The organism is Chryseobacterium sp. c4a (genome assembly GCF_009900745.1).
GTDB lineage: Bacteria > Bacteroidota > Bacteroidia > Flavobacteriales > Weeksellaceae > Chryseobacterium.
On sequence record NZ_WXVU01000017.1, the window covers coordinates 1 to 13055 of the forward strand.

The following is a 13055-nucleotide window of genomic DNA, read 5'->3' on the forward strand; positions in this document are numbered from 1 at the left end:
CTTTCTTCTGGAGATTTCCTGTAATGCTAATTCACCTCCTTGCTCATACAATTCTTTAAATCTATAAAAACTGTCTCGGGAATATCCCATCACCTTACAGGCTTTGGATACGTTTCCTAAATGTTGTGCTAATTCAAGTACGCCTAACTTGTTTTTGATGATCTTTTGTTGTGTTGTCATAATACTTAATCTGTTTTAAAGTTATTTAATTTGATTATAAATGTCAGATTAAGTATTAACTAATTCAGCTAAATAAATATAAACTATATGAATTTAAACTCTGCCATGTAATATCCATTATTAATTCTATTTTAATAAACATAGTCATACGATCTTCTTTGAATTAGTTTTTAAATTCTTTCTTTAATCTTGTATTTTCCTCTTTTAATAAAGTAATATAATCCAGTAAGTTTCTAATAAGCTCAACATTTAGGTCGTCTTCAGGTATGACAGAAGTAATTTTTTGAGAATCTTCATTTGTATTTTTTTTAGATACTTCCTCCTCATAAATATCTCCTAAAGACACACTTAAAAATTTGGAAAGTTTGTTCCATTCTTCTTTAGTGATCTTCACATCTCCATTTTCTTTCCTGCTATAGTTAGAGACATCGGTTGCAATAGCATCAGCCACCTGTTGTTGGGTATAATTTTTTTGCTTTCTTATTGTACGTAGTTTTTCTTTTTGCATCATTTTTTTTACAAATATGCAAAAAAAATACAATTCATTATTAGGGGATGTATGAATGTGTTTTTTAATTTTAAAAATCTTTTTAAATAAATAGTCGTAGAAGTACTACACTTTTTAAAATTTATCAAAAGAATAGAATTAAAATAAAATAATATTTCTACCTTTCAGGAATTATTACCAAAAAACACATTCTATATTATGAAAAAAAATATCCCAAATTCGGGTAATTCTCCGAGGAGAATTACCCCACCCTTGAAACAGGACATCTATTTTGTAAAACAAGGAGAAACGCTGGAAAGCATTTCATGGGATTTGAACCTTGAAAATCCTAAATATCTTCGTGAATACCACAATTCAAAATGTAGTTACTTAGACCTTATTCCTGAAGATGGAACTTTAAGGTTTTTGCAGAAACTGCATATACCCAACTCAGGCGAAATATTAAAACTCAATGAGCAAATACGAAAATCCGGAGAAAGCTTATGTCACCTACTTCCAATGGGAAAAATCTCTTTTAATATAGAATTAATAGACGGGGATTATGAAGTGAAACAAACTGAAAGTGATGAAGGGATTAAAAAAAGTGAATATTCATACACGTTACACTTTAAATATATAAAGGAGGAAGAAAAAGAACATTATGTAGAATTCACCATGAACAATTTCAAAAGAAATGAAGAGAAGCCCGAGGAGAAAATAAATAATCTGGCATCCGATTTTGTTAAAATAGTGTATCCTATAACATTGATTATAGACAAATCTGGAAATTTTATTGCAGCAAATCCTATTAAAGAGACTAAGGATATAATCAATGAACTAGAAACATTAAAGCAATATCATACTGGCTCTTATGCCGTTTCTCATATTGACCAAATGAAAAATAAAATGGCTGACCCACAAATGATCTATAATAGTCTCAAAGAAACATTACCCTTTCAATTCATTTTCAATCAATTTTATAAAGCAAATTATCATTCAAAAGATACTACAGCTCCATATCATGATGAATTTTCGTGGCTAGCTCCGGCTTCTCCTATTAGACTGGAAATGGTTCATCAAACCTTACCACAAAACGACTCCAATTTAGTAGAGCTACTACAAACAGGGAAATCCATAGATTACCGAACTGTTTCGGAATTGTATTATACAGACTTGGAGTATGACAAGCAAATAATACCCCATTCAAAATCATTAAGGGCTAATCACTTAGCTACATACACACTGGATTTCATGAACTTTTCTATTAAAAAGATAAAAGCAAAATTTGATATCCAGATTACCGATTACGAGAAGACAATAACTTTTGAATTAGAAAAACTAGTAGGATAATTATTATTTTTTTAGAACCATCAAACACACAGATATGTCAGAAAATTCATCAGCACATAGTGACAAGCATTTTGTCATTCAAAAAGGCAAAGCTCAATGCAATCAAGGTGATCAGTTCCCGCAATTTAAAGTAACATCCCATCAAAAGCATTATTGGAATAATAAAAATGCAACGGAAGATTACCTTGCTGTAACAGAAGATGATGTACAATTCAATCCTCCCGGACCAAGTTTTGGACAATGTAAATTGAAACCAACGTCCAGCGGATATTTACCCTGTGCATTTGCTCCAGCCGGAAAATGGCAGAAAACATATGAAAAAACAAAGGTTATGAATAAAAGCTGCCTTTCTGAAATTTCTGAATTGATGTGCAGCGTTGGGGGAAAAATCACAGTAAAAGAACATGGACAAACATCAACCATGAATAAACAAAATATAACAACGGCTGATCCAAAAACCTATAATATCATTAATCCATTTATGAATTTTGAGGAGTCTCAAAGTGAATTGGAAGGATCTGATCAAGTTTATGAATAGAATTTCTATCAATAATCAATACTAACGACTATGGCAAAATTGACTATTAAAGGTAATACAAAACCTATTGTGGGAAATACGGAGGCTTATTCACTTCCTGTATTTGATAATGTAATGACATCCAATCCTTTTTCTTTCCCGCCTCCTAAAGTAAAATGGGATATCTATATACAAGATAGAAACGGATGGCGGATCGCCAAGGGAAATATAAAAGAAGGAGAAAATGTAACCTACAAATTCACGGCTAAAAGTCTTAAATATAAGGCTTTAAGAATTGAAGTTATAAGAGGCAAAGATAAAGGAGAACTTTATATAAAACCACAGGAAACAGAGGAGCCGAAAATAGTAAGTGTTGAACTACAAGACATTAATTCTGAAAGATTACCAAAAGGAAAGCTATTACATTATACTGATACCATAATAGCTAAAGCCCATTGTGTTGGAATGTTTGGATATAAAGTGGCATTTACTCTTTGGGAAGATGATGCCATAGGAAAAGGACATGATCCTATTGTAAATATGATGAATAAGATCAATCAGATCCCACTCATTGGGGAAGTGAATCATGAGGGAGTTGCCAAAGTTTATTTCAGGCTGCCTGCCTATACTATGGCCGTTCAAATTGCCAATGCCGGAGTAGCAAGAGGAGACAAAAGCGAAGGAAAAACCCATGAATATTATGTAACCGCTGAAGTAGTTTCGAAGCATATTTTAAAGGCCAGCCCTAATGTAAATGTGGCCAACCCTGCTCATATTCCACCTCCACCTAAGAAAGCTGAACCGATAGACAATACTCCACCACACAGAAAACCTCCCGTTGCTCCTGAACATAATAAACCGAAACCCAATAAGCCGAAACCCAAAGAGGAAACAGCAAAGTTTCCTGTAACGCCTGCAGCCAAGAAACAGGCAGATCCTGAAGGGAAAATAGTAAATGCGGAGTTTACAGACGGTACAGGAAAAACACTTAAAAATGCCAAGACCGGAGATACAGTATCCATTAAAATAACTTCTCAGGGGATGAGAGGCAAAAATGTAATGGTAAGAATTTGGGAAGAAGATTTTTCACGATACAGCAATGATCTTGTATATGAAGTATCTGTAACTTTAGCCCACGATACCTCTAATTTTATTAATAACGTTACTCTTACAAAAGAGATGTATAATAAAAGTAATGATTTTGGAGAGGGAAATGAACGGGAGTATTTTATAGAAGTTGAACATCTCAACACTTCCGTGACTTCTCAGGTGATCCCGATAAGTCCAGATGCTGAACCTGTGAAAGTAGATCCGAATGATTCTCCTGCGATTATTAAGGAACCTAAACAGGAGAAAAAAGAAGAAAATGTGTGTGAATGTGAAGCCAAAGTAAGAGCCTTTATGAGAATGCTGAGAGTGAAAGAAGGATCAGAAGGAGAATCAGGCTATACGAAACTCTTTGGACATGAAAACTTTACAAAACCGCCCCACAATAAAGATATGAGTACCCACCCCAAAATTGTAATTACGGCAGGAGGTTATTCATCAAGTGCTGCAGGAGCTTACCAAATAATGCAAGATACTTATAAAGGTTTTCAAGGATATTATCAGGATAAACAAAAAAAATGGCATTATTCAGAAGAGATAAATTATATTAAAAAATATAAAATTTCAAGTTTTGACCAGGAATCCCAGGATAAACTTTGTTTGGTTATCTTTAAACATAATTATCGACCAAAAAGAGCTAATTCATTTTTTTATAAAGAAGATGGCACTCCAAGACCAGGTCGTTCTAAATTTAATGATGCATATGGTGATATTATTCAAATGATAATTGATGATAATTTTGACAAAGCAATTTTGACGTCTAGTTTATGCTGGGCAAGTCTACCAAATGCTCCGTATGGGCAACCTACTGGAACAAAAGACGAATGCAAGGCAAACTATGAAAAATTTTTAAAAGAAGAAATTGCAGGAAAAAGTGATTTGTATCTTAAAAAAGGATTTTTGAAAGGGTTTGGTTACACCTGTTGTGATGGAAATAATGAATCTAATGGAGTTTGTCCAGATGATTGTTCACAGTGTTTTGATTATGCTGATGTTTGGGAAAACCCAGAAATCAGTACAGATAATGGAGGGAAAAATAATAATAGATTTGGATATAATTCTGCAAGAGGACATAAAGGGATTGATATAGTTTCGGGGCCAGAATATAAAGATGTTCATTCTTTAATGTGTGGAGAAATTGTAGCAATCGTAGATACTTTTAAAACAAATCAGTATAAATTTCGAAGTTTAGGTAATACATTAATGATAAAATCAAAAGATAAAGATGGTAAAACAGTATTTATTTTATATTGTCATTTAAATAAAATATATGTAAAAAAAGGGGATAAGGTGAAGCACGGTCAAAAGGTTGCTCAATCCGGCTCTACAGGAAATGCTTCAAGTGATGAATTTCCAAATGGGGTAAAAGGAAGTGGTATAAATAAAAGATATTGGCATTGCCATGTTGAGGCAGCTACAAAAGGGGAAGGTTATAATAACTTCCGTGACTTAGGAGCTTACAGGATAAAAGCAGAAGACTATATGAAAACAAAATTTGATAAAAATGGAAATACAATTAAATAAATTTTTCTTAATAATATTAGTTTTATTTTCTTCGTGTAAGGGAGATGCACAAGAAAATTATACCGTATCAAAAAAAACTCACCAGACTGCTACCACTGCAACTATTAATTTTTTTGATAAAAAATATACGACCAAATACACTATGATTGTTGATGAATCTACCCTTGCAGATCATCCTACAAAGACATTCTTAGATTGTACAAATAGTTATTTTACCATTCATTATATCCCAAAAATTCAAGAATTGGAAAATTATTGGGTAAATCAATATTTCAAAAATAAAGATATTGATAAAATAAATTTTGATGCGGAAAGTAAAGGAATTGAAAAAAAAATAAATGAGAATAGTAAGGATTATGTAATTTTTTGCTACTATGTTTCTTCAAAATTTCTGAAATCGAATGCAGGATGTTCAAGTGAAAGTGTGTATTTGGACGATAAAGCAAATGCGGAAATTTATTATTATAACACTCAAAAAAATAAATGGAAGTTAATTAAACAAGAATCATCACCTGTTCTTCCTAGAATAATAGAATCGAAATACTTTAAGACTAATTTTCCATCGTATTTTGTTCAAAATAAAAAGCAAGAAGAATCTTCTGTAGATATACAATCAGACAATAAAAATATTATAGGTTTATGGCAACTGGATTGCTCGATTAGCAATAGTGGACTTGATATATCATCCAACAAGGGTAAATTATCAGGTACTCTGGCGCTATCTCCTCCGGCAGTTTTCGTAGATATAATAGTGGAAAGAAATGATGGAAAATCATATGATATAAAATATCTTTCGCAGGATATGTCTCCTCCATTAGCATCTGAAAATATAATAGAAGATAAAAACATATCAAAAAGCGAAAAAATTGGTGAGCTTTTTGTAAAAAGCAACAACGAAATTGAGTTAATATGGTATGGTTTGTATAATATTAACATAAAAAAAAGAACACACTTAGTTAATCAATTTTCAAATAATAAATCTAATAATCATATCATACTAAAGAAGTGTTCTGAAAAAGAATAGTTCATGAAATTGTTTACAATGCTTTGAATATGCAGATATAGTCAGTAAACAAGAATATTTTATAAAGGTTGAACATCTCAACACTTCCGTGACTTCTCAGGTTATCCCAATAAGCCCAAGTGCTGAACCAGTAAAAGTAGATCCGAATGATTCTCCTGCGATTATTAAGGAACCTAAACAGGAGAAAAAAGAAGAAAATGTGTGTGAATGTGAAGCAAGAGTAAGAGCATTTATTAGAATGCTTAGGGTAAAAGAAGGAACTGAAAAAGAAATAGGTTATACAACTCAATATAGTGGAAAACAATTTTCAGATTTCAGCGAACACCCTCAAGAAGTTGTGACCGATAGTAAAGGAAAACATCGCTCTTCAGCAGCAGGAGCTTATCAAATAATGACTGACACTTGGAAAAATCTGAAAGGATATTATCAAGATAAAAATAAAAAATGGAATTATTCTGAAAAATTGGATTATGCAAAAAAATATAATATCTCGACTTTTGATCAGGAGTCCCAAGATAAATTTTGTGTAGTGATAATGAAATTTAACTATGTAAAAGATCGTGCCGATAGCTTTTATAACCCTACAGTTTGGAAAGACAAAAAAAACAAGATTCATGATATTACACAAGAACAAAAGCTTAAAGAATGGAGAAAAAGATTTAGAAAGCAGAATGGTGATATTATTCAAATGATTATTGATAATGATATCAAAAGAGCTGCATTAATATCCAGTCTATGTTGGGCTAGTTTACCTGATTCACCTTATGGACAGCAGAGTTCAACATATACTTTTGAGATGGTAAAAGCAATTTATGAGCAAAAATTAGCCGAAGAACTTATTGAACCTAATAAAGAGTTACATTTGAAAAAAGGTTTTTTAAAAGAATTTGGTTATGGATGTTGTGGGGACCACATTAAAAAAGAAGAGTCATTACCTAGCAAGTGTCCCGACGATTGCTCACAATGTTTTGAGTATTCAGATGTTGTCCCCACTCCTAAAGTTAATGACCAAAGTGGTAATAAAAATCATAATAGGTATAAAAAAGAATATAGAATCAAATCAAATGGTAAAAAGTATTATCATACTGGAACAGATATTTTAGCAGTTGTTGGTACAGAAGTACATTCAATGATGTGTGGAGAAGTAGTCCATATAAGAACGGACCTTCCACAAAATGATTATATTAAAGGTTATGAAGGTCCTACTAGTTACGGGAATACTGTAACAATTAAATCTAAAGATAAAAATGGGAAAATTGTATATCATTTCTACGCTCATTTATCCAAGGTAAAAGTCCGAGTAGGAGAAAAAATAAAACATAACCAAATAATAGGGTTATCTGGAAGTACAGGGAATGCTATGCATGTTGAAGTTAAACACAGACATATACATGTTGAAGCTGGTACCTCTTATTCTACCATAGGAGGTTCTAATAATAAACAAAGGTGTAAATTGAATGCAGATTTGAATCCAGAAAATTATATGAAATCTAAATTCGACAATAAAGGCAATACATTATGAAGAAATTAATCAATATTTTTTATTTTTCTATATTAATATCAGGAATTATTTCTTGCAATGGTCAAGAGAATAAAACAAAAATAGTTACGACTATTACAACCAAAAAAACGAGTAACACGACTCAAGCAATTCCTGATTTGTTTGATAAAAAATATTTTCATGGCTATCAATTAAGCCCTGATTCAGACTATCCAATTTATACATATATTGGTAAAGATATTGGGAGCTTAACTGTAAATTTCATAAATAAAAATATAGATAAACAAAATGAATGGTTACAGTTTGATTTTAATAATGGTATAGATGCTGGTGATGACCCCGATGACAAATACTTCAGTGATTTGGACAAGGTTATTAAAAGAAAGTTAGAACCAAACTTAACAGATTATGAAATAATTACAGAGTATGTTCCATTAAAATATTTGCAAAAACAAACACTTGACTTCATTTATCCCTACATAAAAACTTATTACTTATATAATAAAGAAAAGAAGGAATGGCAATTTATAAAAGAAATTAAGATTAATGACAGTTCTAATGAGAAAAATATTACTACATTATTAGAACTAAATTCAATGATTAATCTCAATCAGAAAGACAATTCTCATACTCAAAATGATACAGCATCAATGCCGCTTAAACAATTTGATGGTGTATGGTCTTCTGATTGTCAATCAAATCTTCATGTATCTCTTTCTTCAGTCATTACTAATGCTCAATTTTTAATTCCAGACCGATTTGCTATGAATGCTCAATTAAAGAAAATCGATACTAATAAATATGAGTTGTATTTCACAGATTTTCCACCAATAATTCCCTTACCTGACAATATGGAGGTTTGGGATAATATGGATAATAAAAAGTCTGTAGGTATCATCGAGTTTATTGGAAAATCAAAACTAAGTTTAACATGGTTTGGTTTTTATCATAAGAAGTTCAAAAAGAATATTGAGACAGAAAATCCATTTGATAGTAAAAAGAACACAGATATTCTTGTAAAATGTTCTGATAAATAGGTAAAGGAGATCTTGTATACAAAATCCCCTTAGTATTGTCCTATTATACCTCCAATTTTATTAATAATGTTACTCTTACAAAAGAGATGTATGATAAAAGTAATGATTTTGGGGAAGGAAGCGAACGGGAGTATTTTATAGAAGTTGAACATCTCAATACTTCTGTGACTTCTCAGGTTATCCCAATAAGCCCAAGTGCTGAACCAGTAAAAGTAGATCCTAATGATTCTCCTGCGATTATTAAAGAACCTAAGCAGGAGAAGAAAGAAGAAAAGGTATGTGAATGCGAAGCTAGGGTAAGAGCATTTATTAGAATGGTAAGAGTTGGCGAAGGAACAGGAGAACTGATAAAATCATATGACAAAAAAGAGAAGAAAACTATTTATATAACTCACGATTTTCAAGCTGGATATACAATGGCTTTTGGAGGAACCAAAATAACAAATCTGAGTACACATCCTCAAACCATATATAAGATAAAATCTTCAGACCAAGGATCTTCCGCTGCTGGAGCCTATCAAGTAATGAGATATACATGGTGGGAATTAGCAGGATTTGAGGTTAAGAATAAGAAAAAAACAGGTAAATATTTTGAAGATCGAGATCTTTTAAAAAAACATAATGTTATTGACTATTCTGCTGAATCCCAAGATAAAATATGTGTTATTCTTATGGAAAAACAAAGACCTAATCTAATCAATAAAATTATTGCCAATAAAATTGAAGATGCAATCCAAAAAGACGGTTGCTTTATATGGGCTAGCTTACCTGAGATCAACGATTTAAGTCATTATTATTATAATGATAAACGTCAACCTGCCACACCTTTAAAAACATGTATGGAACATTATAATGATTTTTTTCAAGAAGAATTAAAAGGTAATAGTAATCTACATTTAAAAAAAGGATTTCTAAAAGAATTTGGATATGATTGTTGTAAAGGAAATATTTCTAATTTAGTTGAAAATAATGGAACTTGTAAATCTTGTCATGAAGATCATTATGATTTAACTGATAAAGTTAAATGGCAAACACAATTTGATTCTAAATGGGGTGATACAGAAGCACAAAAAGTCGCATGTAAGAAAACTTGTGATGATATACTTAATAAAGTAGGATTAGCAAATACTTCAAAAGCGGAAGCTGATAGATATCAAACCGCTTTAGAAAATGATAAACATACTACTATATTGATAAATTCTGCTGAAGCTAAACAAGCCGTTCAATACATAAATGAACAATTGAAAAATGGCAACCCTGTCCAAGTTGGTGTAGATCATGCATTAAACTATAAAGGAGGAAAATTGAATGAGGGAACTACTGATCATTTTGTTATTATTATAGGAAAGGCTTGTGAGAATAATAAAATCTATTATCGTTTTTATGATGTAGGTACTAGGCATAATGAAAAAGGAGCAAGTAAAAACAATAAGCTTTTTTTAAAATCTGACAATTCATTAAAAGGAACTACAGTTTATAGTGGTCAGACATATCTAGTAACTCAAGTAAGAAAAAATAAAAAGAAATGAAATATTTAAAATTATTATTATTTTTTTTAGCAATTAATTCATGTAAAGGTCAAAAAGATATCTCGGATCTTACCACAACATGGTATGAAATAAAAAAACAAGGAAATATTTATATTATTATTGATTGTGGCTATGAAGGGGAGTCATTCAAAATCGAGAATGATTCTATATATGATCATGGCATAATGGAAGATAGTGTATTTAAGTTACATCACGTAGTTAGTGAAAGTGATATAACTTCGATATATATTAATGAAAAAGAAAAATATGAAATATCATGGATAGATAAGACAAAGGGAATTATAAAAAGAATAAATAATATAGATGATAACATCGTTAAATATTATGTGAATAAAACTAATCTTAATAAAATCAAAAAAGTTAAGGGCAATAGCAAAGACTGCATTACTAATGAGGATTTTGAAGACTCTGTAAAAACATTAAAAGATAAAAAATGGTATTCTGCTGATGGAACCTGGAAAACTAATTGTACTGATGGTGAAGGAAGTATAACTATTGAAGGTAAAAAAGCATTCTTAGTACTATTATCTAATCAAATTTATCTTGAATTGGTCGAAATGAAAAGATATGATTTTGAAAAAGGTATAGCCTATAAGTTGAAAGAAATTCCGGAAGATGTTGGAACAATAGGAATGAGATTAGATTGGAAAGAATATTTAAATGATGAGCCTGTAGCATATATAAAAAACATTGATAATAATAGACTTAACTTTTATTGGTATGGCTTTTACAATAAGAAAACGAAAAAGAGAGAATTTAAAGACAATAACTTTTATCAGGAAACTGAAAGTAAAGATATTGTTTTAAAAAAATGCAATAATTAAACCTTTTTCTAAAATCTAAATTTTAAATAACCAAAGTCTAAGCAGATAAACATCTGCTTCAACAAAACTCAAACCAGATTCTCCAAGGTGCCACATGACTACAGGTGAGTGAAAGACTGATGATCCCAAGGAGAAGATTATGATTTTTTAATTTGATAAAAAAGGTAATACTATATGAAAAATATTAAAATCATACTATCAATTTTAATCACTTTTTGCTTAGCATCATGTAATGGGCAAAATAAAAAAAACGACTTTTTTTACTATGAGAAAAATGACGATTATTTTACTAGAGATATTGATATCAATATGGATGGTTTCAAAGATAAAGTTGTTTCTAGTAAAAAAAATATGGGTGATGATTTAATATTTTTTTTAGGGAATGAAAAGTCAAAATATCAATTTGCTTTAAAAACCTATAATTTTTCGGAAGATGGTGGATTTGTAATTGATGATATAAAGCCTCTTACTAATAATTCAACAAACGAAGTTTTTTATATTACTACATATTTTGATGGTTCAGGTGGGGCTCAACGAATAAATTATGTTGCCTATGAAGGCAACAAATGGAAATTAACTAGGTCCGTTTATATAACTTCAGATTGGCGTTTAGATGTAAATAAAGAATACTATTGTGATGTAAAACAAAATATCGCTTTAGATGATAAAAAGATAAGAGAAAAATTACATCCAATACCTGATGAAGCCGTAAGAGATAAGGTATGTAAATCAAAGTATAAGTTTGGGGATACTTTAGGGCAATTTGAAGAAAATATAAAGAATTCAGTTAACTATACTGGCATTGAAAGGTATCAAGAGTTATTACTTAAATTCCCAATAAATAATAGTAATATACTGCAGTATAATAACATTGCTTATTACTTGTATCAAAAAGGTGCATATAATGAATCAATATTATTAATCAAAGAAATTTTAAAAAAAGATCCGAATAGGATTGTGGCATGGTTTAATTTGGCTGATTTACAATGGGAATTAGGTAATAAAAATGAGGCTAAAAAATCCTATCAACAATACATTTCATTAATGAAAAGCCAGAATAAGGACTTAAAAAAAATTCCAAATAGAGTATATGAAAGAAGTAAATAAATTAATTTTTTGGATATTCCTAGTATCTGTAATAACTTTAGTAGTCTCTTATTTTCTGATAGAAAGTTCTAACTGTGGAAATAAAGTTATTGTGGGTGATGACATGTTTGGCCTCAATAAAGCAAAATCGAATTGGTGCTCAATTCTCACATATTTAAAGAATATATCGACTGGCTCACTATTTATGGGAGCGTTGATCTATATAGTAAACTATTATTTTTCAGACGATTATTAAAATACCTTAGATTTTGACCGATAATGCATATCTAAAAAACTCCGTCTCAAAAAAATGAGACGGAGTTTTTATTTTTCATATTTGTTCAATTTTTCCTTCAACCTCTGATTTTCATCCTTTAATAAAGAAATATAATCCTGAAGGTTTTTAATGATTGATACATTTTCTTGATTAGTGAAATTAGTAACATTACCCGCCGCTGAGGAACCTGGGCTGTCATTAAAAACAGGATTTTCGACAATAAACTTTGCTTCCTCCTCTTCATAAATTTCGTCCACAGGAACTTCCAGAAAACGTGCAATTTTTTCCCACTCATCTTTGTAAATCCTTACATCACCAGTTTCCTTTCTGCTATAGTTGGATACATCAGTTGCAATAATATTGGCAATTTGCTGCTGTGTAAATCCTTTCTTCTTTCTCAATGTACGTAATTTTTCTTTTTGCATGACCACTTTTTTACAAATTTGCAAAAAAAAATCCAATAAATATTATTATCTTGATGGAACATAGTATTGCCTTTACAAAACAGAATAAACGCCAACTTGTATAAAATGAGAATACTTTTTACTTTTGTATTTTGGTAGAAGTAAAACAAACAAAAGATGAAGTTTT

The 13055-nt window shown here is 30.6% G+C and carries 12 protein-coding genes; 9 read left to right on the plus strand and 3 right to left on the minus strand.

What is annotated here, in order from left to right:
• Together GTR01_RS19050 and GTR01_RS19055 are read right to left on the minus strand one after the other, a co-directional pair.
• Positions 1-180, minus strand: a 180-nt coding sequence (locus GTR01_RS19050; protein ID WP_160137886.1) for a helix-turn-helix domain-containing protein, incomplete at its 3' end; no start/stop codon positions are given.
• A 163-nt stretch (positions 181-343) separates the two neighbouring features.
• The gene (locus tag GTR01_RS19055; protein WP_228452291.1) at positions 344-691 is read right to left on the minus strand and encodes a helix-turn-helix transcriptional regulator; all 348 of its coding nucleotides are present in this window, start codon (positions 689-691) and stop codon (positions 344-346) included.
• Between the two features lie 195 nt (positions 692-886).
• On the opposite strand from GTR01_RS19055, the gene GTR01_RS19060 reads away from it, so the two are divergent.
• From GTR01_RS19060 to GTR01_RS19100, 9 genes are all read left to right on the plus strand, one after another.
• A complete protein-coding gene (locus GTR01_RS19060; RefSeq protein WP_160139348.1) occupies positions 887-2017 on the plus strand; it encodes a hypothetical protein in 1131 nt (376 codons plus the stop codon).
• Between the two features lie 34 nt (positions 2018-2051).
• On the plus strand, positions 2052-2555 hold the full coding sequence (locus GTR01_RS19065; protein WP_160139349.1) for a DUF4280 domain-containing protein: 504 nt from the start codon (positions 2052-2054) through the stop codon (positions 2553-2555).
• A 30-nt stretch (positions 2556-2585) separates the two neighbouring features.
• Positions 2586-5165: a peptidoglycan DD-metalloendopeptidase family protein gene (locus GTR01_RS19070; protein WP_160139350.1), complete on the plus strand. Its 2580-nt coding sequence runs from the start codon at positions 2586-2588 to the stop codon at positions 5163-5165.
• Entirely contained in the window at positions 5146-6189 is a 1044-nt protein-coding gene (locus GTR01_RS19075; RefSeq protein ID WP_160139351.1) for a hypothetical protein, read from the plus strand. Before GTR01_RS19070 ends, GTR01_RS19075 begins: the two co-directional genes overlap by 20 nt.
• Before the next feature lie 88 nt (positions 6190-6277).
• The gene (locus GTR01_RS19080) at positions 6278-7711 is read left to right on the plus strand and encodes a peptidoglycan DD-metalloendopeptidase family protein (RefSeq protein WP_160139352.1); all 1434 of its coding nucleotides are present in this window, start codon (positions 6278-6280) and stop codon (positions 7709-7711) included.
• Positions 7708-8727: a hypothetical protein gene (locus GTR01_RS19085; RefSeq protein ID WP_160139353.1), complete on the plus strand. Its 1020-nt coding sequence runs from the start codon at positions 7708-7710 to the stop codon at positions 8725-8727. Before GTR01_RS19080 ends, GTR01_RS19085 begins: the two co-directional genes overlap by 4 nt.
• Before the next feature lie 35 nt (positions 8728-8762).
• Entirely contained in the window at positions 8763-10256 is a 1494-nt protein-coding gene (locus GTR01_RS19090) for a glycoside hydrolase family 104 protein (protein ID WP_160139354.1), read from the plus strand.
• On the plus strand, positions 10253-11101 hold the full coding sequence (locus GTR01_RS19095) for a hypothetical protein (protein WP_160139355.1): 849 nt from the start codon (positions 10253-10255) through the stop codon (positions 11099-11101). Before GTR01_RS19090 ends, GTR01_RS19095 begins: the two co-directional genes overlap by 4 nt.
• Positions 11102-11275: 174 nt before the next feature.
• A complete protein-coding gene (locus GTR01_RS19100) occupies positions 11276-12208 on the plus strand; it encodes a tetratricopeptide repeat protein (RefSeq protein ID WP_160139356.1) in 933 nt (310 codons plus the stop codon).
• A gap of 303 nt (positions 12209-12511) precedes the next feature.
• Here the strand turns inward: GTR01_RS19100 and GTR01_RS19105 are convergent, their stop codons facing one another.
• A complete protein-coding gene (locus tag GTR01_RS19105; RefSeq protein ID WP_160139357.1) occupies positions 12512-12889 on the minus strand; it encodes a helix-turn-helix domain-containing protein in 378 nt (125 codons plus the stop codon).
• Between the last annotated feature and the right edge of the window lie 166 nt (positions 12890-13055).

Excerpts from the sequence above, each read along its gene's own strand:
- GTR01_RS19060 (WP_160139348.1), top strand. The coding sequence starts at position 887 with ATGAAAAAAAATATCCCAAATTCGGGTAATTCTCCGAGGAGAATTACC.
- GTR01_RS19105 (WP_160139357.1), bottom strand. The coding sequence starts at position 12,889 with ATGCAAAAAGAAAAATTACGTACATTGAGAAAGAAGAAAGGATTTACA.
- GTR01_RS19055 (WP_228452291.1), bottom strand. The coding sequence starts at position 691 with ATGATGCAAAAAGAAAAACTACGTACAATAAGAAAGCAAAAAAATTAT.
- GTR01_RS19070 (WP_160139350.1), top strand. The coding sequence starts at position 2,586 with ATGGCAAAATTGACTATTAAAGGTAATACAAAACCTATTGTGGGAAAT.
- GTR01_RS19095 (WP_160139355.1), top strand. The coding sequence starts at position 10,253 with ATGAAATATTTAAAATTATTATTATTTTTTTTAGCAATTAATTCATGT.
- GTR01_RS19085 (WP_160139353.1), top strand. The coding sequence starts at position 7,708 with ATGAAGAAATTAATCAATATTTTTTATTTTTCTATATTAATATCAGGA.
- GTR01_RS19100 (WP_160139356.1), top strand. The coding sequence starts at position 11,276 with ATGAAAAATATTAAAATCATACTATCAATTTTAATCACTTTTTGCTTA.
- GTR01_RS19075 (WP_160139351.1), top strand. The coding sequence starts at position 5,146 with ATGGAAATACAATTAAATAAATTTTTCTTAATAATATTAGTTTTATTT.
- GTR01_RS19065 (WP_160139349.1), top strand. The coding sequence starts at position 2,052 with ATGTCAGAAAATTCATCAGCACATAGTGACAAGCATTTTGTCATTCAA.